The 19,674-nt window shown below is 31.7% G+C and carries 25 protein-coding genes; 9 read left to right on the plus strand and 16 right to left on the minus strand.

The features are described from left to right. Positions 1-6 precede the first annotated feature (6 nt). On the plus strand, positions 7-438 hold the full coding sequence (locus B4H69_RS05335) for a DUF4844 domain-containing protein (RefSeq protein ID WP_180906005.1): 432 nt from the start codon (positions 7-9) through the stop codon (positions 436-438). Positions 439-503: 65 nt separating this feature from the next. Here B4H69_RS05335 and B4H69_RS05340 read toward each other — a convergent pair whose 3' ends face one another. Next, a complete protein-coding gene (locus tag B4H69_RS05340; protein ID WP_280046156.1) occupies positions 504-1,007 on the minus strand; it encodes a DUF2314 domain-containing protein in 504 nt (167 codons plus the stop codon). 42 nt (positions 1,008-1,049) lie between these two features. Continuing rightward, positions 1,050-2,438: an HTTM domain-containing protein gene (locus B4H69_RS05345; protein ID WP_280046155.1), complete on the minus strand. Its 1,389-nt coding sequence runs from the start codon at positions 2,436-2,438 to the stop codon at positions 1,050-1,052. 72 nt (positions 2,439-2,510) lie between these two features. Here B4H69_RS05345 and B4H69_RS05350 point away from each other — a divergent pair, with 72 nt between their 5' ends. After that, positions 2,511-2,912, plus strand: coding sequence for a thiol-disulfide oxidoreductase DCC family protein (locus tag B4H69_RS05350; RefSeq protein ID WP_280046154.1), 402 nt, complete (start codon positions 2,511-2,513; stop codon positions 2,910-2,912). Between the two features lies 1 nt (position 2,913). On the opposite strand, the gene B4H69_RS05355 is transcribed toward B4H69_RS05350, so the two are convergent. From B4H69_RS05355 to hisE, 4 genes are read right to left on the minus strand one after another with little or no spacing between them, the layout of a single operon-like run. Next, positions 2,914-3,309: a hypothetical protein gene (locus B4H69_RS05355; RefSeq protein ID WP_280046153.1), complete on the minus strand. Its 396-nt coding sequence runs from the start codon at positions 3,307-3,309 to the stop codon at positions 2,914-2,916. Between the two features lie 23 nt (positions 3,310-3,332). Further along, positions 3,333-4,013, minus strand: a complete 681-nt coding sequence (locus tag B4H69_RS05360) for a TPM domain-containing protein (protein ID WP_280046152.1) — start codon at positions 4,011-4,013, stop codon at positions 3,333-3,335. A gap of 16 nt (positions 4,014-4,029) precedes the next feature. After that, positions 4,030-4,806, minus strand: a complete 777-nt coding sequence (locus tag B4H69_RS05365) for a M48 family metalloprotease (RefSeq protein ID WP_180906002.1) — start codon at positions 4,804-4,806, stop codon at positions 4,030-4,032. Between the two features lie 18 nt (positions 4,807-4,824). Next, positions 4,825-5,169: a phosphoribosyl-ATP diphosphatase gene (gene hisE / locus B4H69_RS05370; RefSeq protein WP_180906001.1), complete on the minus strand. Its 345-nt coding sequence runs from the start codon at positions 5,167-5,169 to the stop codon at positions 4,825-4,827. A 230-nt stretch (positions 5,170-5,399) separates the two neighbouring features. Here hisE and gcvP point away from each other — a divergent pair, with 230 nt between their 5' ends. The 3 genes from gcvP (at position 5,400) to B4H69_RS05385 (ending at position 9,405) form a co-directional block, all read left to right on the plus strand. Continuing rightward, on the plus strand, positions 5,400-8,255 hold the full coding sequence (gene gcvP, locus B4H69_RS05375; RefSeq protein ID WP_180906000.1) for an aminomethyl-transferring glycine dehydrogenase: 2,856 nt from the start codon (positions 5,400-5,402) through the stop codon (positions 8,253-8,255). Between the two features lie 149 nt (positions 8,256-8,404). Further along, a complete protein-coding gene (aqpZ, locus tag B4H69_RS05380) occupies positions 8,405-9,115 on the plus strand; it encodes an aquaporin Z (RefSeq protein ID WP_114999241.1) in 711 nt (236 codons plus the stop codon). A 47-nt stretch (positions 9,116-9,162) separates the two neighbouring features. Then, positions 9,163-9,405 (plus strand): hypothetical protein, encoded by a 243-nt coding sequence (locus B4H69_RS05385; protein WP_114999239.1) that lies wholly within the window; start codon positions 9,163-9,165, stop codon positions 9,403-9,405. A gap of 91 nt (positions 9,406-9,496) precedes the next feature. Here the strand turns inward: B4H69_RS05385 and B4H69_RS05390 are convergent, their stop codons facing one another. The 9 genes from B4H69_RS05390 to B4H69_RS05430 all read right to left on the minus strand — a co-directional run bounded on the left by B4H69_RS05390 (position 9,497) and on the right by B4H69_RS05430 (position 16,889). Continuing rightward, positions 9,497-9,925 carry a hypothetical protein gene (locus tag B4H69_RS05390; RefSeq protein ID WP_114999237.1) on the minus strand — a complete coding sequence of 143 codons (429 nt, stop codon included), beginning with the start codon at positions 9,923-9,925 and terminating at the stop codon, positions 9,497-9,499. Positions 9,926-9,997: 72 nt separating this feature from the next. Further along, positions 9,998-10,567, minus strand: coding sequence for a DUF1572 family protein (locus B4H69_RS05395; protein ID WP_114999235.1), 570 nt, complete (start codon positions 10,565-10,567; stop codon positions 9,998-10,000). A 6-nt stretch (positions 10,568-10,573) separates the two neighbouring features. After that, positions 10,574-11,095: a DUF421 domain-containing protein gene (locus B4H69_RS05400; protein ID WP_291093055.1), complete on the minus strand. Its 522-nt coding sequence runs from the start codon at positions 11,093-11,095 to the stop codon at positions 10,574-10,576. A gap of 245 nt (positions 11,096-11,340) precedes the next feature. Further along, on the minus strand, positions 11,341-12,249 hold the full coding sequence (locus tag B4H69_RS05405; RefSeq protein ID WP_114999229.1) for a M28 family metallopeptidase: 909 nt from the start codon (positions 12,247-12,249) through the stop codon (positions 11,341-11,343). Positions 12,250-12,308: 59 nt separating this feature from the next. Beyond that, positions 12,309-12,773 (minus strand): hypothetical protein, encoded by a 465-nt coding sequence (locus B4H69_RS05410; RefSeq protein WP_114999226.1) that lies wholly within the window; start codon positions 12,771-12,773, stop codon positions 12,309-12,311. A 1-nt stretch (position 12,774) separates the two neighbouring features. Next, complete coding sequence (locus tag B4H69_RS05415) at positions 12,775-13,443, minus strand: sterol desaturase family protein (protein ID WP_114999224.1); 669 nt, start codon at positions 13,441-13,443, stop codon at positions 12,775-12,777. Positions 13,444-13,576: 133 nt separating this feature from the next. Beyond that, positions 13,577-14,860, minus strand: coding sequence for a citrate synthase (locus B4H69_RS05420; RefSeq protein WP_114999222.1), 1,284 nt, complete (start codon positions 14,858-14,860; stop codon positions 13,577-13,579). 80 nt (positions 14,861-14,940) lie between these two features. Next, positions 14,941-16,233 carry a phosphopyruvate hydratase gene (eno, locus tag B4H69_RS05425; protein WP_038333789.1) on the minus strand — a complete coding sequence of 431 codons (1,293 nt, stop codon included), beginning with the start codon at positions 16,231-16,233 and terminating at the stop codon, positions 14,941-14,943. A 206-nt stretch (positions 16,234-16,439) separates the two neighbouring features. Then, a complete protein-coding gene (locus B4H69_RS05430; protein WP_114999220.1) occupies positions 16,440-16,889 on the minus strand; it encodes a hypothetical protein in 450 nt (149 codons plus the stop codon). 134 nt (positions 16,890-17,023) lie between these two features. Between B4H69_RS05430 and greA the strand changes: the two genes are divergently transcribed. The 4 genes from greA to B4H69_RS05450 are packed head-to-tail and all read left to right on the plus strand — an operon-like array spanning position 17,024 to position 18,875. Further along, positions 17,024-17,503, plus strand: a complete 480-nt coding sequence (gene greA, locus B4H69_RS05435) for a transcription elongation factor GreA (protein WP_019976987.1) — start codon at positions 17,024-17,026, stop codon at positions 17,501-17,503. A 22-nt stretch (positions 17,504-17,525) separates the two neighbouring features. After that, positions 17,526-17,918 (plus strand): HIT family protein, encoded by a 393-nt coding sequence (locus tag B4H69_RS05440; RefSeq protein ID WP_114999218.1) that lies wholly within the window; start codon positions 17,526-17,528, stop codon positions 17,916-17,918. Between the two features lie 3 nt (positions 17,919-17,921). After that, on the plus strand, positions 17,922-18,491 hold the full coding sequence (locus tag B4H69_RS05445; RefSeq protein ID WP_038333778.1) for a tetratricopeptide repeat protein: 570 nt from the start codon (positions 17,922-17,924) through the stop codon (positions 18,489-18,491). Beyond that, positions 18,492-18,875: a hypothetical protein gene (locus B4H69_RS05450; RefSeq protein ID WP_052217679.1), complete on the plus strand. Its 384-nt coding sequence runs from the start codon at positions 18,492-18,494 to the stop codon at positions 18,873-18,875. Here B4H69_RS05450 and B4H69_RS05455 read toward each other — a convergent pair. Then, positions 18,872-19,300: an NUDIX domain-containing protein gene (locus B4H69_RS05455; RefSeq protein WP_180905999.1), complete on the minus strand. Its 429-nt coding sequence runs from the start codon at positions 19,298-19,300 to the stop codon at positions 18,872-18,874. The two genes, B4H69_RS05450 and B4H69_RS05455, sit on opposite strands and share 4 nt — an antisense overlap. Positions 19,301-19,674: the final 374 nt, after the last annotated feature.

Consider the following 19,674-nt stretch of genomic DNA (forward strand, 5'->3'; position numbering starts at 1 on the left):
AATAATATGAAGACAATTTCAATTCTATATTTTGTACTATTTAATTTAAGTATTTTTTCTTGTGCTCAAGAGAAAACGATTAACAAAGATTCTCAAAAAATGTTTACAGAATTTACTCAAAAAGATAAGTTTAATAAAGATGAATCTCTATTTTATCCTGGGTTAGAGGATAAAAATATTCAATCTAATTTGACAAAAGAAATAAATAAGCTTGCTAAAACATTCGAATCTATTCAAAGTAGTAAAAATCCCAGTAGCGATTTTTATCTTAAAGCAATTGAAAGTAGTTTAAAAACGATTGAAAAATATGATTTAGACACAGAAAATCGAACAAGAGTTGCAAATTATATCGAAGAATTAATGGATATAGTTGAATTAGAAAGTTCAAACGGACTTCTCAATAATTATGTTTATGGTTTTGATCCAACAAAAAAATAATTTCAAAATTAAAAGGCAATCTAACGAAAGATTGCCTTTTTGATTTTATTATTTTTGAGCAGAAATTAATCCTCAAACTTTACTTTATATTGTTTATCAAACTCTTTTTTCTGCGCATCAGTCATCTTACTACGCATATATTTTATTGTAAATCCACCAATCATTTTATCGCCTTTATAATACATCCAATCCGATAATTTAGTCGGATCAATCACAACTGTATCATTGTGTTTCACCAATTTTGTGTATTGCGGAACGTTGTCTACAATTCCTTTTAATTGATCGTTATCCGAATATACATCACGAATCCAAATATGCTCTTTTTGTGTCGAATTCGGAATATCATACATTTGTTTGACAATAAAATTAGTCGTCGTTGTATCTTTCATCGACAACGCCAATTTGAAATCATCAAACGTTTGTTGCGCTTCTTTTCCAATACTGTCCAAATCTTTTTGTTCTTGCTTTTGCTTATCCAAACCTTTGTAAGCACTTACTCCATTATCTTCCTTATTACCACAAGAAAATAATAAAGCCGAAAAAGCTATTGCGAATAATGTATATTTCATAATTGTATTTCTTTGATTGTTGTCCTATAAAGTTACATAAATTTATTCAAAATAAGATAAATTCAACTCTTTTGGTGTTGGCTGAATCCATTTTTGATGTCCAAAATAACTCCAAGTTGTGTAAGCTAAATTGTAATTTGGATTTGTAAATTGATAATAATCGCTGCCATTGACAGAAACTTTCGCATCCACAAAAACTTTGACATCATTCACGCCATTTTTCGCATAATCATACTTTACATAGCGTGCAAATTGCCACATCATGTCTGGACTAACCGCCATTTTTGACATTTGTTTAAAGGTTAGATATTTAGTCAAATCTACTTTCTCGCGTTTCAAGAATTTACCTTTTTTCTGTGGATCTGGTTTCGAAACATATACCACAACTTCACCCGCTTTGTTACGCAACATCATTCGCCAAGCCATGCGATGACCTTCCTCTGTCCAAAAAACATTTCCCGGAATAAAATAGTGTCGAACAGGTAAATATATTTGCCAAATCACATAGAAAAACATCAAATAAGAGAACATGACACGACGAGTTGTCAATAAATTATCTTCATCTGAACGATCCATCATAAATGATTTTTTAGGAAAAATAACTTCCTGAATTTTAACGGGATCATAAAAGAAAATTAACATTGCCAAAGCAAAGAAAGGAAATATCCCAATCCCGAAAACTGCTGAATTGAAAATATGAAAGGCTACAGCACATTTAAAAGCAATTCCGCGCGTTCTATTCATCAACATTGCAGGAATAATCAATAAATCAAAAAAGAAACCACCCCAAGCAAACACTTGTGCAAACTCTAAACTACTTACAACTTTTCCTAAACCAACAAGATTATATTTTGTCGTCAATAAATCGCCATATTCATGGAATTTCATTTGTAAAAAAACACCGTTAAACCAATCTGGATAAATCTTCGCAAAAGCGGCAAAAGTGTATACTATCAACAACTGAATAATGAATAAAGTTGGTACCCAATTGCGCATGGTTAGACGTTTTATTTTCGGGAAAATCAAACTATCAATCGAAAAGAAATGATGTGCAGGAATTATTGTCATCATCCACGAAACTAGCATAAACAGATAATAATGGTTGTTGTAGCTTGTTTTTTGCATGAAATACGTCAACGACCATAAAATCGAAAATACGATAATAGAAAATCGGTAAGCAAAACCAAATACGATAAACCAGCCTAAAACTCCCATGAGTACATACAAATAAATCATATTTTGTCCCAAGAAAACATTGGTCCATTCGAATCCGATGAACGAAAATGTAATATGCGGTTCAACAAAATTTGTTTGTACCCAACCTGTAAAAATGGCTCCCCAACATTCTGCAACAATTAATAAACCAAAGATTATTCGGAAAATTACAAGTGGAGAATTATCAACTTTTCGGAATAAATATTCGCTAAACATGATTGATTGTTAATTTTGGCTAATTTAAAAATAACCTTTAGAGTTTAGCTACTTTTGGCGTATATTTATTGTATGAAAACGAGGAAAATTATTTTGTTTGATGGAATTTGCAATTTATGCAATCAATCTGTTCAGTTTGTGATTGAACATGACAAAAAAAATCAGTTTCGTTTTGCTTCGTTACAATCTGATTTTGGACAAAATTTCTTGAAAGAAAATAATTTAGATGCCACAAAATTTGATTCTGTCGTTTTTATTGAAGATGATAAATTTTATACCAAATCATCTGCAGCACTTAAAATTTCCAAATATTTGGACGGAATAACTTCTTGGTTGAGTATTTTTATGATTGTTCCAAAACCTTTGCGCGATGTGGTTTATAGTTTTATTGCGAAAAATCGTTATCGTTGGTTTGGAAAACAAGAAAGTTGTTGGCTTCCGACTCCAGAATTGAAAGCAAAGTTTATTGATTAAATTATTTTATTTTTTCATATATCCTTTTTATCAAAAGAAAATTCATTACCATTACAGTTAATAGTAAGAAAAATAATACAATATTTCCGTGTATAATTGTCACAAAATAATCTCCCATTTGGATTAATAAAAACGAGAAATTAATACAAAACAGTGCTATTCCTAACACATAATATTTTCTTTTAACAAAAAGACTTATCATAAAGAAAAATAAAGCCAGAATTCCCGTAAGAATTGCAAAAAAATCATCATCATTACCAGAAGACTCTAATTGAGTAACATAGTTAAAATCATCTCCTTGCATAAATCCTAAACCATTAGTGTGATAAAAGAATGAATAACTAGTAATTGCTACAATAAGATATAATACTTCAAGAAAAGAAAAATGGACTTTCAATTTATTAACTCTGTTTAAATTATTTAATCTTCTACAACTATTTTTTCATTAATTTTTACAATAGCTTCATTGATTCCTTCAAAATATTTTTCTTCTTTAAAGTTTGGAACAATTAGCTCATCAATTAGCTTTTGAGAAAAATCGTCAGAAATTATATTTCGAGCAATCTTATTCGTCGAAATTCTAACTTCTCTTGATTTTAAATTAAACACAATTATCATACTTCCTTTTTGAAACAGATCCGAACTATTGTTATTAAGAATTGAAAATGAATAATCTGTTATATTTTCATTTGGAAAATAATCATCCGTAGAAATTATAAATAACTGAAAACGATTGGTCTTTTGAATTTCCTTTAATTGTTTTTCAAGTTTTGCTAAATCTTCTCTATTAAAGACTTTTTCTAAATCAACAATATTTGAAAAGGGAACCAAAGAGTAATTCTCTATAAAAGAAAATTCAGTACAATTTTTAATCAAACTCTTTTGTAAATTGAACTGAAAGACATTTACATCTGATATTAAAAATTTATCCGCATCCGTTTTTATAAAATCTCTAAAATCTAAGAATTTTATTTTTCCTGATAATGATTGATCTTTTGTAATTGATTTACAAATTTCTTTGCTAATTTGACCATAATCTTGAGCATAAGAAAATGTAATATTTGTAAATAAAAGAACTGATAAAAGTATTTTTCTTATCATTACAACGAATTAAAATCTACTGATTTCTATATTTCTCTATAGCAGCTTTTATTTTTTCGCGACGATTTGATGGCGATGGATGCGTACTCTGAAATTCTGGAACTTGGCTTCCTCCTGAAGCTTCTTCCAAAATATCCATTACACCAATCAATGCTTCTGGATTATATCCTGCCTGAATCATAAATCGAACGCCCAAATCATCAGACTCCAATTCATCATCTCGACCATATTTCATGTTCACCATATTTGCCACAACTTGCGCATAATAAGCCGAATTTGCATCTCCAGCTGCAACACCAGCCGCTCCTGCAATTCCTTGCGAAAGCTCTTGTTTCGACATTTGTTCTGCACTATGACGCGCAATAACATGACCAACTTCGTGTCCCAAAACTCCAGCCAATTGATCTTCGTTTTGCAAACGCGTCAATAAGGCTTCGGTAATAAAAATTGGTCCACCAGGCAATGCAAAAGCATTTACAGTTCGATTATCTGCTAACACATAAAACTGAAATGGATAATTCGTTTTATGTGCATCACTATTATTAACAACTTTCGCGCCTACTCGTTTTACAAGCTCCTGGTATTGAGCATTTCGAGATAGTCCACCAAACTCTTGTGCCATTTGCGGAGCCGAATTAATTCCCATCGCAATTTCGTCATCTTTGGTTAATGAAATATATTGCTTTTCGCCTGTAATTTCATTGACTTCAGAAGAAGAAAAATATTTTATAACAGAAAAAATAACAATTGCTGCCGCAATTATTAATTTTATCGACGTTCCGCCCTTTTGCATATCAGTGTAAGGTGTTAATTATTTTTTATGCCTTTTCTTTAAAATCTCCAAAACATCTTTCAATTCAAAACCACGTGCATGTAGCGCCATTAGGTAATAAAAGAAAACATCTGCCGATTCTTCTAAAAAGTTTTCGTCGTTATCTTGTTCCGAAGCAATAACCATTTCTACAGCTTCTTCTCCCATTTTTTTAGCGATTTGAGAATTACCTTTTTTATGAACACGTTTCATTTTAGATTTTTTCGCATCCTCTAATTTCGCCTCTTCCATCATTATTTCCAATTTCTTTAAGAATGGAAATTTTTTCGCTTCTTTGACTTCAGAAGTATTTTCATTAAGTTCCATAAAATCGTTTGTTTTCATAGATTTTTTTAAACGTAGAATAAATTTAAGAAATTCTACCGAATTATTTATCTCAATTCTATTGCCAATATTACTATTTTTTGAAAAAAAAGAAAGATTTTATTCACATTTATTTCTAAAAAAATAAAATTCTAATCTATTCATTCAATTAATTTTTAACATTGTTATTCACTTTTATTTTAAGATAAAAAAACGTATTTTTACGCGAAAATAAACATAGCGCAAACACAATGAACACAAACGATTTTTCCATTAGACATATTGGAAACAATGCGCAGCAAGCAGCTGAAATGCTTTCTGTAATTGGGAAAGATTCTATTGATTCTTTAATTGAGGCAACAGTTCCTCAGAACATTCGATTGAAAAATGCTTTGGATTTACCAGAAGCTTTATCAGAATTTGAAGCTATTAATCATTTAGCTGAAATCGCTTCAAAAAATAAAAAAGTAAAAAATTATCTTGGATATGGATATTATGGTACAATTTTACCAGCGCCAATTCAACGTAATGTATTAGAAAATGCTGGTTGGTACACAGCTTATACACCATACCAAGCGGAAATTGCGCAAGGACGTTTAGAAGCTTTATTAAATTTCCAAACTGTTATTTCTGATTTAACAGGTTTACCTATCGCAAATGCCTCTTTATTAGACGAAGGTACTGCATGTGGTGAAGCAATGCACATGTTATTTGAATCTCGTTCTCGTGATCAAAAGAAAAACAATGTCAACAAATTTTTTGTAGCAGATAATTTATTCCCTCAATCTGTAGCGGTTTTAGAAACGAAAGCACACGGTTTAGGAATTGAATTAGTTGTTGGAAACTTTGAAACGACTGAATTAACAGAAGAATTCTTCGGAGCGATTGTACAATACATCGGGAAAGGAGGACAAATCAATAATTATAGATCATTTGTAGAAAAAGCAAATGCAGTTAATGTAAAAGTTGCTGTTGCAACAGATTTATTAGCTTTAACATTATTAACACCTCCAGGTGAATGGGGAGCTGATATCGCAATTGGTACTTCTCAACGTTTTGGTGTTCCTATGGGATACGGTGGACCGCACGCAGCTTTCTTATCTTGTACAGAAGAATACAAACGTGTAATTCCAGGGCGTATTATTGGAGTTTCTCAAGATCGTTTAGGAAACTATGCGTTACGTATGGCTTTACAAACACGTGAGCAACACATCAAACGTGAAAAAGCGACTTCTAATATTTGTACTGCACAAGTATTGTTAGCGGTTATGGCTTCTTTCTACGCGGTTTACCACGGAAAAGACGGTTTACAATATATCGCTGATCAAATTCATACTAAAGCAGCTGTTTTACACGGAGGTTTAGAGCATTTAGGATTTAAATTAGTAAATACTAATTTCTTCGATACAATTCAAATTGAAGTTGAAAACTCAGACGAAATTGTAAAGATTTTTGCAGAAGAAGAAATTAATGTAAATGGATTCGAGAACGGAAAAATTTCAATCACAATTGATGAAATGACTTCTGAAGAAGATATTTTCGAAATTTTAAGTGTTTTTGCAACAATTAAAAATACAGAAGATGGTTTCGAATTTGAAGTAGATGATTCTTATTTACCTCAAGATTTAATCAGAACTTCTGATTTCTTAACACACGAAAACTTCAATTTATATCATACAGAAACAGAATTAATGCGTTACATCAAGCGTTTAGAGCGTAAAGATTTGGCTCTTAACCAATCGATGATTGCATTAGGTTCTTGTACAATGAAATTGAATGCTGCAACAGAATTATTGCACATGTCTTGGGAAAGAATGGGGAATGTACACCCTTTCACTCCAAAAGATCAAGTAGAAGGTTACCAAACATTAATCCAAAACTTAGAAGATTATTTAGCTGTAATCACAGGTTTTGATGCAACTTCTTTACAACCAAATTCTGGTGCGCAAGGAGAATATGCAGGATTGATGGTAATCCGTTCTTACTTTGAAGCAAGGGGAGAAGGACACAGAAATGTTGCTTTAATTCCACAATCTGCTCACGGAACTAACCCTGCTTCTGCTGCAATGGCGGGAATGCAAGTTGTTGTTGTGAAGAACTTAGAATCTGGTGAAACAGATTTAGTTGACTTGAAAGAAAAATGTGAAAAACACAAAGATAACTTAGCTGCATTGATGATTACTTATCCATCAACGTATGGTGCTTTTGATAGCAATATCGAAGAAGTTACTGAAATGATTCACGCATACGGAGGTCAAGTTTATATGGACGGTGCAAACATGAATGCGCAAGTTGGATTAACTTCTCCAGGAAACATTGGTGCAGACGTTTGTCACCTTAACTTACACAAAACATTCGCTATTCCTCACGGAGGTGGAGGACCTGGTGTAGGACCAATCTGTGTAAAAGCACATTTAGCGCCTTTCTTAGGATCTTCTCCATTAATCGAAACTGGAGGAAAAGAAGCGACAAATACATTCGCTGCGGCTCCTTATGGTTCTGCGTTCATTTTACCTATTTCTTACTCTTACATTTTAATGTTAGGTGCAGAAGGTTTATTGAAAGCGACACAAGGTGCAATCTTGAATGCTAATTACATGAAAACTCGTTTAGAGAAGCATTTTGATATTTTATATACAAATGGAAACAATGTAGTGGCACACGAATTTATCTTAGATTGTCGTCCGTTCAAAAAAGCTGGTATCGAAGTAACGGATATCGCAAAACGTTTGATTGATTATGGATTCCATGCGCCAACAGTATCTTTCCCAGTTGCTGGAACATTGATGGTTGAGCCAACAGAATCTGAAAACAAAGCAGAATTAGATCGTTTTTGTGATGCGTTAATTTCTATTCGTCAAGAAATTGATGAGGTTGCAAACGGAGATTATCCAGTTGATAACAACGTATTACACAACGCGCCTCACCCAATTCACTTGATTACGGCAGACGAGTGGGAATATCCTTACTCTCGTTCTAAAGCTGCATATCCAGCAGAATGGGTTCGCGAACGTAAATTCTTTGCATCTGTTTCTCGTATTGATGATGCTTACGGAGATCGTAACTTAATCTGTACTTGTGCTCCTATTGAGGCTTATATGGATTAATTATTCTAGAAAGAATATATTATAAATACAAATCGCTCTGAGAAATCGGAGCGATTTTTTTATTGAAATAATTTAAATGTTTAAAATGTTTTTATTTCTTAAAATTTTCTTAAATTCATTCCAACTAAACTTTTAATATTAAAACATTTATGAAAAATTATGCTGCCGAGTTTTTCGGTACTTTTTGGTTAGTTTTCGGAGGTTGTGGTAGTGCAATCTTTGCGGCTGGTATTCCCGAATTAGGAATTGGTTACGCTGGTGTTGCATTAGCATTTGGTCTTACTGTACTAACAATGGCTTACGCAGTTGGTCATATTTCTGGAGGACATTTCAACCCTGCTGTCTCTTTCGGTTTATTTGCTGGAGGACGATTTGACGGAAAACAATTATTTCCTTACATTATTTCGCAAGTATTAGGAGCAATTGCTGCTGCTGGAGTATTATACTTAATCGCTTCGGGAAATGCAAATTTCGCTATTGACAATACCAAAGCTGGAGCATTTGCTTCCAATGGATATGGCGCATTTTCACCACATGGTTACAGTATGTTATCTGCTTTTTTAATTGAATTTGTCTTAACAGCCTTCTTCTTAATTGTTATTTTAGGTGCGACAGACAAATTTGCAAACGGAAAATTTGCTGGAATCGCAATTGGATTGGCCTTAACGTTAATTCACTTAATTTCTATTCCAATCACTAACACATCTGTAAATCCAGCCCGTTCTACATCACAAGCTATTTTTGTACGGGGCGAACCTTTAATACAATTATGGCTATTCTGGGTTGCGCCTATTACAGGCGCAATTGTAGGTGGATTAATTTATAAAACACTTCTACAGAAAGAAGAAAATTTAGCATAAAACCTGAAAAGCTCCGAATGGAGCTTTTTTTTTAATAAAATATTAAAATGTCAAAAAATAGAAAACCAAATGTTTTATCAATTGACGAATTAGAAAAAATGAATACAAAACAATTATTAGCTTATCTACATAAACTACATACTTGTGAACAATCATTTGAAAAATCTGATATGATTAACAATCCTGAAATAGTAGATAAAAAAACTATTTACTATAAACAATCGGATAATTGGAAGCAAGCTTATAAAAATGTAAAAGAAATTCTAAAAACAAGAGAACATATCCATTAGTTAGTTGTTATTATTTTTTTTCAAAAACTCATCTGTAAAATGCTGTGTTTTCTTACCTGCCGAAAACTTCGTTTGATTGTAACCTGCTGATTTATTTTTTGAATACAAGAATATATCCATCTAAATCACTTCCGTAATTAATTACTAATGAATCTCCAGCAATTTTATAAAAATCACCTTGTTTCTTATTTTCAACATATAAAATTTTATACTCTATTTTATCATTTAGTTTTTCTTTAGAAGTATAAAAATCATAATTACCAGTTACAATTCCAGCAGTTTCATCTACATGATTAACAACACTTAATTTATTTGTCGAAGTATTAAATTCCCAAATAACTTTTCCTTTTTCATGTTGAATAAAAGCTTGATCAGGGTAAAATCCATATGTTTTATCTAAATTCCAAACTCCATTCAACTCTTTATCTACATTGTTATTTTTAGAGTAATCATCATTTTGACATCCAAAAAATGCAAAAATAGAAAATGTACAAAATGCTACTTTTAAAATTGCTTTCATAATGTTATTTTATTAGTTTAATTTCTAATAAGATAATTAATCATAAAAAGGTTGCGTCAAAGTATTATTTAATTATTCTTCTTTCAAAAACTCATCTGTAAAATGTTGTGTCTTTTTCTCTGTAGAAAATTTAATTTGATTATAGTCTGAAGATTTATTCTTTAGAATTGAAAGTGAATTCCATTTATTATCTTTTATTAACTTTCCTATAAAAACAATTTGACCAACATGATATGGATAATGCGCCAATTGACGATTAATGGCTTCTATTACTGTATGTCCTTCATTTCGGATATAGATGATTTGTTCTAAATCTTCATCCGTTTTGATTTGTGCTAAAGCATTAAACAAACACTTCCAACCTTTCTCCCATTTCTCTAAAAGTTGTTCTTTAGTTTTGATTGTATCTTCAAATTCTTCATCACGATTTCGCCACTCTTTTTCACCATCTGTTGTCAAAAAATCAGTCCAACGCGACAACATATTTCCTGAAAGATGATTCACGATAATCGCAATACTATTTGAGTTTTCATTGTATTGCCAAAACAATTCTTCATCTGTTAATTGCGAAAATGTTTTCTCTCCCAATTGTTTATAATACTGGAATTGTTTGATAATCCCGTTTACTAAATTATTTTCCATATTTTGTTAATTGGTTCCTTGTAAATTTTTGTGATTATGTTTGCGTTTATAATGTGTTTCCTTAAATTGATTTTTATCCGTTGTCACAATTGAGATATTTCCATCAATCTCCATCATCGCCAATTTCACATCTTTGATATGTTCCACACCATGTTCGCGCATTGCTTCGTTCAATTCTTCCGAATTAATTCCCAATTTGCACAACATCGTAAAATCAGCTTTTCCATTACGGATTAAAATTTCAGGTTTTTGTTCAATTAAGTTTCCTAAAAATTTATTCTTTAGCAGTATCTTTTTGACAATAAAATTTAAAAGAAACAATACAAAAGCTGCTATCAATCCACCTTGCAAGCTCGAATCTGAACCAACCATAGCATTTTGAACAGCATTACTAATCAATAAAATCAAAATAACATCTGCTGTATTTAATTGCGATAATTGTTGTTTACCAAAAATTCTAAGTGCAATTAACATAAAAAAATACACCGAAATACAGCGCAAAACGATTCCTAATAACCTTCCATACATTTATTTTAAGGTAAATAAAAGGTACTAAAAAATCCGTTCTGAAATTGGAACGGATTTAAAAATTTATTTTGATTTTCGAAGAATATAAATTCTGGAAACTCTTAAAATTAAATAAATAATTGCGAGATAAAACTTTTTCTCATAAAACAATTCAAGACCTTTTATTGGGAAAAATTTTTCTGATAAAAACGCTAACAATAAAATTACAATAACTGCAATACTAACAATATTAATTGCTTTATCCATTAATCGTTATATTTTGGTTGAATATTTTTCTTCATCATTTCGTATAAAGAATGTCCAATTCCTTGCGTAATTTCTGATAGATTTTCGAAATTAATCACCGAAACTTCATCATTTTTTTGATGATAATGATGTTGATTTTCCATGTTTACAGAAGAAAGCGCATGCGATACCACTTTATGATTTACAAAATTTACATTATCCGAACGATAAAATAATTGTTGTTGTAAATAAGGATCGTTTTCGACTTTGAATGTTCTAGTCGAATTGTTGTTCATCAAATTCATCAAATCCGAACGATCGCTACCTGTCATATACACTTTTCCTTCGCCAAAAGCAGAAACAGTTCCAATCATTTCTAAATTTAACATCACTTTCATATTTGGTAAATAAGACTGAAAATCTGTATTTTCTACCAACATTTTAGAACCAATTAATCCAATTTCTTCAGCATCAAAAGCCATAAACATCATGGTTTGTTTAACTTTTTTATTTTTGAAATAATCAGACAAAGCCATTACAGCCGAAGTTCCACTCGCATTATCATCTGCTCCATTAAAAACTTTATCATCGCCTTTGTCATCTGTTCCAACATGATCAAAATGCGCACCTACAGCGTAAATATCAGACGATTTACCTTCTTTGATTCCGCAAACATTTTGTCCCGTTTTCCCTTTATATTCAAATTCGATTAAATATGAATCACCAACACAAGGTTTTAATTTATTTTGTTTGAATTTTTCAGCAATCAATTCAGCAGCCAATCGATTTTCGGGTGTTCCAAATTTTCGACCTTGCATAGCATCAGAAGCTAATTCTTCGACATATTTCTTTTGATTTTCTTTAGAATATTGCGCGTTTGATTGATTGAATGCAAGTAATCCAATTGCAAGTAAAGTATATTTTTTCATTTTCTGTGTGAGCTTAATTTGACGGAAGATACGAAAAATTAACTTTTCTTCTCAAACATCTAATTATAAACACATGGAAAGATATTTTCTTTTACCAATTCTGTTTTTTCATTTACCTTTTTAAAATACCAAGAAGTAGTATGAGGTCCGGTTGAGATTATATTTGATTTGAAATCATTTAAATTAATCTTAAATCCTAACTTCTTAAAAATCGAATCATTTTCTTTATTTAATCTTATGAAAATAAGGTTATTATTAATCATAGTTGCATAATAATTAGTCTTTATTCCATAAAGTTTGTATCTAGAAATACTTGATAATTGTAAATAATCTTTTTTATAATTTAAATACCAAACATAGCCTTTATTAATACAATAATCATTAAGATTTATATTCGTAATTATTTCTTTTAAATTTTCATCATTTAAAACCACTAATTCAGCAGAAAAATTTTCTTTTATTTCTTGAGCAAAAAGCAAATTAGAAAATAACAATAAAAGTATTATAGTTTTGATACTATTCATATTAACTTTTCTTCTCAAACATCAATTCTTTTACTTTTTCTTTGTCTTCTTTTTCATTCTTTAAGTCGAACATTGTTCCGAAAATACGATCCCAAAATGTATTGGAAACGCCAAAACCTAATTCTTCGTCTTTATAATGATGCAAATGATGATTGCGCCAAAGTGGTTTCATAAACTTGAAAGGCGGCGCAACAGCGTGAATCAAATAATGCATAGACGCATACAATAAATAGCCAATCATAAAACCAGGAAAAAAAGCAAAAGCATATTTACCTAAAATTAAATATTGAATCAAGAAAATGATTGACGCCAAAAGAATACTAGGAACTGGAGGCATAAACAAACGTTGTTTATCGCGCGGATAATGATGATGATTTCCGTGAAAAATGTAAACAATTCGTTTTAGACTTGGTTGTTCAGCTGTCCAATGAAAAAGATAACGATGCGCAAAATATTCGAACAATGTCCAAAATAACATCGCTCCAAAAAATAAGCAGATAACTGTCAAGGCAGATAAATCGTAACGAGAAATTCCATAATAAATACAGTAGGAAAGTAGAGGTATGTACATTCCCCAAATAACTGCGGGATGACCTTTTGTCAACATTTCGAGGTATTTGTTTTCGAAGATTTGTGCTTGACCTTTATTATGTATTTTCTCAAATTTCATGGTTACAAAATTTAATTTACTTAAAAATAAGGCTTTAACACATTTTAAACAAACAATCTCTAAAAATTAATTGTTAAAAAAAATCCGAAAATCAAACTTTGATTTTCGGATTGTATGATGAATAAGATAATTCTTATCTTTTTTCAATTTCAACGTAATCACGTAATGGTGCTCCTGTGTATAATTGACGAGGACGACCAATTGGTTGATTCGTCTCGCGCATTTCCATCCATTGTGCAATCCATCCTGGTAGACGTCCAACAGCAAACATAACTGTAAACATTTCAGTTGGGATATCTAACGCTTTGTAGATAATTCCTGAATAGAAATCTACGTTTGGATATAAGTTTCTTGATTTGAAATACTCGTCTTCTAAAGCAGCTTGCTCTAATTTTTTCGCAATATCTAAAATAGGATCATTGATTCCTAATTTCTCTAAAACGTTATCCGCAGCAACTTTGATGATTTTCGCACGAGGGTCAAAGTTTTTATAAACACGGTGTCCGAATCCCATTAAACGGAATGGATCGTTTTTATCTTTTGCTTTTGCTAAGTATTTTTCAACATCTCCACCATCATTTTTGATCGCTTCTAACATTTCTAATACTGCTTGGTTAGCACCTCCGTGTAATGGTCCCCATAATGCAGAGATACCACCAGAGATAGAAGCAAATAAACCTGCGTGAGAAGAACCTACTAAACGTACACTTGATGTAGAACAGTTTTGTTCGTGATCTGCGTGTAAGATTAATAATTTGTCAATTGCATCAATAATAACTGGATCTAAGTCTAATTCTTGACCTGGTTTTTTGAATAATAATTGATAAAAGTTTTCTACGTAAGATAATTTATCGTTAGAGTAGTTAACTGGTAATCCTTTAATTTTTCTTTGTGTCCAAGACGCTAATACTGGGAATTTACCTAATAAAGTAACTGCCGCTCTATACATATCATCTGGAGAAGTAACGTCTACAACTTTTGGGTTGAATGCTGATAAAGCAGCTGTTAAAGATGTTAATACTCCCATTGGGTGAGCAGAACTTGGGAATGCATCTAAGATTTTGATTAAATCTTCTGACACATAGTTGTACTCATTAATATCAGCGATAAATTTATCTAATTCAGCTTGTGTAGGTAATTCTCCTTTGATTAACAAATACATTACTTCTACGAAAGAAGATTTCTCTGCTAATTGTTCAATAGGATATCCACGGTACATCAATTTACCTTCTTCACCGTCTAAAAATGTAATTTTAGATTCGCATGCCCCTGTATTTTTGTAACCTGGATCCATTGTAATTAATCCAGTAGCACTTCTTAACTTGGAAATATCAATAGATTTTTCATCCATTGTACCAGTTGTAACAGGTAGCTCCAACTCATTTCCGTTGTAATTTAATATTACCTTATCTGACATTTTATAGTTTATATTATTTATTGCGTAATTTACACTTTTTTTATTAATTTGAGACTGATAAATATCAGTCTCAAATTATTTTATCGCTTAACTTTAAAAGCCTTAAGTCCTGGAAAGATTGCAGTTTCTCCAAGAATCTCTTCAATGCGTAATAATTGGTTGTATTTCGCCATACGATCAGAGCGAGAAGCAGAACCAGTTTTGATTTGTCCTGTGTTCAAAGCAACAGCTAAATCTGCAATTGTAGCATCTTCTGTTTCTCCAGAACGGTGAGACATAACTGCTGTATAACGTGCATTTTGCGCCATTTGTACTGCTTTGATCGTTTCTGTTAACGTACCAATTTGATTGAATTTTACTAAGATAGAATTTGCTGTTTCAGCATCAATTGCTTTTTCTAATTTAGTTACATTCGTTACCAATAAATCGTCTCCAACAATCTGAACACGTTTACCGATTTTATCTGTTAAGATTTTCCAACCTTCCCAATCGTTTTCGTCCATACCATCTTCGATAGATATAATTGGATACTTCTCTGTCAATTCTGCTAAATAAGCTGCTTGCTCTGCAGAAGTACGGATAGCTCCTTTTTCTCCTTCGAATTTTGTATAGTCATATTTTCCATCGTGATAGAATTCTGATGATGCACAATCTAATGCAATCATAATTTCTTCACCTGCTTTGTAACCTGCTTTTTCTATTGCAGAAATTACAGTATCTAAAGCATCTTCTGTACCATCAAAAGTTGGTGCAAAACCACCTTCGTCACCTACTGCTGTAGATAAACCACGGTCGTGTAAAATTTTCTTTAATGCATGAAAAACTTCTGTTCCTTTGCGTAAAGCATCAGAAAAAGATTCTGCCTGAACTGGCATAATCATGAATTCTTGGAATGCGATAGGCGCATCAGAATGAGAACCTCCATTTACGATATTCATCATAGGAACTGGTAATGTGTTTGCATTAACTCCACCGATGTATCTAAACAATGGTAAACCTAATTCTTCTGCTGCAGCTTTTGCAACTGCCAAAGAAACACCCAAAATTGCATTAGCACCCAATTTAGCTTTGTTTTCAGTTCCATCTAAATCAATCATTACTTGATCGATTAAATTTTGTTCGAAAACAGAAAAACCAATTAATTCTGGAGCAATCACTTCATTTACATTCTCGATAGCTTTCAAAACTCCTTTACCTAAGTACAAGTCTCCACCATCACGTAATTCTACTGCTTCATACTCTCCTGTAGATGCTCCTGATGGAACAGCTGCACGACCTAAAACACCTGATTCTGTATACACGTCTACTTCTACAGTTGGGTTACCACGAGAATCTAAAATTTGTCTTGCATGGATATGCGAAATAATGCTCATTATTAATATTTTTTAATTGATAAAATTTTGATTTACCAAAAATAATGGATTTGAGTAATCTTTACAACGAAATTATCTTTTTTTAAAAATAATTTAATTCAAAAACCATTCGAAAAATTTATGCATGCATAATAAAGAAGTATAATTTCGATGCCTGCAAAGATTATTATTTTTTGAGTGAATTAAAAAAACTTTCGTTAAAAAATTTAATTCGTTATTGTAAGCGTTCCATTTGCATTTACATACACTTGGTAAGTTCTTGGTGCTCTGTTCGCTACTTTTGTAGGTTGTCCTGTTAATAAAATCCATTCAGAATTATCTGCATCACATACAATACTGATGTCATTCTTTACATACAAAGTAGTTTCTGCACCAGGACAAATATGCGGCGCATTACGATCGTAAGCTTTGAAACCAGAAGCCGTACGCACCACAATCAAACCTCTAGAACCAGCTGTTGCTCCATCTACATATACCCATCCTCCTGGATTGTTTAGATTAGAATACAAAGGTAAATTGATATTGATTGAAACATTCACAATCGTATTTGGCACACAACTTACTACACCGTCATCTGAATTACAACCTTGAAATAAGCTTGCAAAAACACAAACCAAAATAACCTTATTTAGAATCGTTTTAATAAATTGTTTCATTTTTAATTTGCTGTATTTTTTTTATTATCTTTGTAGTACAATAACTAAATAGTCCTGCGCATAGTATTACATATGTGTAGGATTATTTATTTTATAAGACCTATTTAATAAAAAATTAATTAAACATTGTTGTTATGGCAAATATACAATATGTAACGAAAGAAGGATTAGAAAAGTTGCGTGAAGAGCTTCATCAGTTAGAAACTTTTGAGCGTCCAAAAATTTCGCAACAAATTGCTGATGCTCGTGATAAAGGAGATTTATCTGAAAATGCAGAATACGATGCTGCAAAAGAAGCTCAAGGAATGTTAGAGATGCAAATTGCTAAATTGAAAGAAGTTGTAGCATATGCACGCGTAATTGATGAATCTAAATTAGACCATTCTAAAGTATCAATATTATCAAAAGTTAAAATAAAAAATACAGCGAACGGACAAGAATTAGTGTACACTTTGGTACCTGAATCTGAGGCTGATTTAGCTAAAATGCGCATCTCTGTAAATACTCCAATCGCAAAAGGATTGTTAGGAAAATCACTTGGAGAAGTTGCAGAAATTACATTACCTAACGGAATGACTTTAAATTTTGAAATTTTAGAAATATCTTTGGACTAAGATTTCAAAAATTAAAAAACATATGGCAAGCATTTTCACTAAAATTATAAACGGAGAAATACCATCATACAAAATTGCCGAAAACGATAAGTACATCGCTATTTTGGACGCGTTTCCTTTGGTAGAAGGTCATGTATTGGTTATCCCGAAAAAAGAAGTCGATAAAATCTTCGATTTAGACAAAGAAACCTATTTAGGTTTAATGGACTTTTCTTATGAAATTGCACAAGCTATAGAAAAAGCAATACCTTGTTTACGCGTTGGCGTAGCTGTTGTTGGTTTAGAGGTACCACATGTACATGTGCATTTGGTTCCTCTAAATACAATGCAAGATATCAATTTCTCAAATCCAAAACTTCAATTATCTGCCGAGAAAATGATCGAAATTGCAGATAATATCAAATCATATTTATAATCGATGAACAAATACATTAAATTAGTAATCGCCGCTGTATTAATCGCTTTAGCAATCTTTTTGTTTACCATTCGCGAATACGGTTGGGGATTTGTTTCGTTATTAGTCGCTGTATTTCCAATTTTATTCTATTTCAGAAACGAAAACATCTTGTTAGCTTTCTGGTTTTTACGTAAAGAGGATATGGCAAAAGCGAAAAAATGGTTACAAAAGATCAAAAATCCATCATCAGAATTAATTCCTAAACAAATGGGATATTACCATTATATGATGGGAATTACTGAAGCGCAGGACAATGTTGCCGTTTCAGAAAAATATATGAAAGAAGCCTTAAACTACGGTTTATCATTTGATCATGACAGAGCAATGGCTAATTTATCTTTGGCTGGAGCTGCAATGTCAAAAGGTAAAAAGAAAGAAGCGGAAGGTTATATTAAAGAAGCGAAGAAAAACGATTCGAAAGGAATGTTTACAGATCAAATCAAAATGATGAATGATCAAATGAAACGTTTCAACGTAAGTAATTCGCAATTACAAAACCCACATATGCGTCACAAAGGACGTAAATTCTAAATGGATATATCAAAATTTACAGAAGAATCATCATCAAACACCAACAAGTGGAAACTGATTGAAGAATTTTTTCAACAAAATTTCACAGACGGTGAAAGACCAGATTTAGATACCATTCTTTTTTTAATCGGTGTTCAAGAATTAGGACAAGGAAAAAAACGATTTAAAAAAGATGATAAACTCAATTTATTACACATTGCAGTTTGTCGCGTGTTAGAACCTTTTGGTTTTTATCGTTTCGATGGATTAGATCCAGATGGTTGGCCACATTTTGAGTTGTTGGAAGATTTACCACCGCTTAAAACTAATGAGCAAACCTTGTTAATGAAATACGCTGTTATACAGTATTTTGATGATCAAAAAATAATAAACTTCGAGTCTTAAGATTCGAAGTTTTCTTTTTTATACAAATCAACTACCACTTTATCTGCATCCAGTGTAAATTTCTCTACATTCAATTCTTCTTTCGATAACCATAACAATTCGTTGATATCAGCATCCAAAATTTTCAATTTAGCCAATGCTTTCTCTGTAATTGTCGCTTTATAATAAATTAATAAAACCTGTTCTGTTGGATCAAAAGCATTCAGCACAAAAAAATCTTGTGTATAAAAATGCTCATGAACTTCCACTTTCAAATTCAATTCCTCTTTTATCTCTCTCCTTATACAATCTTTAGTTCCTTCACCAAACTCCAGTCCACCTCCAGGAAACTTATAAATTAATTCTCCCTGAAACGGCTCGTGAATCACCAATACCTTTCCCTTGTGCTCCAATAACGCATATACACGCACATTAAATGGTTTCATATCTTCTTTTACTTTAAAACCTAAATATATAAAAATTCTTCATTCAATTGTTTATTATTATGGCGTTCCCTTCGGTCGGGCTATCCGTTCCAATCTTTTGTAGAAGAAGATTCTATTACAGATTAGAAAAATTCAATTCCTACAAAAGGATTTCCACTACTATCCCTAACGCGGGTTTTGAGTTATAAGTTGTAAGTTTTGAGTGATAAGTTATAAGACGTTAGATTTACTAGAATAAAAATCTATGCAAACTATCCTCTTGAGGGGATTATAGGGGTGTTTATGAAGTATTACGTAATAAGTTTTATGTTATACGTAGAACGTAGCACTTAAAACCTATAACTTTATTGAACATAAAAAAGCCTCAAGAAAAT

The organism is Empedobacter sp. UBA6745 (assembly GCF_002453775.1).
Taxonomy (GTDB): domain Bacteria; phylum Bacteroidota; class Bacteroidia; order Flavobacteriales; family Weeksellaceae; genus Empedobacter; species Empedobacter falsenii_C.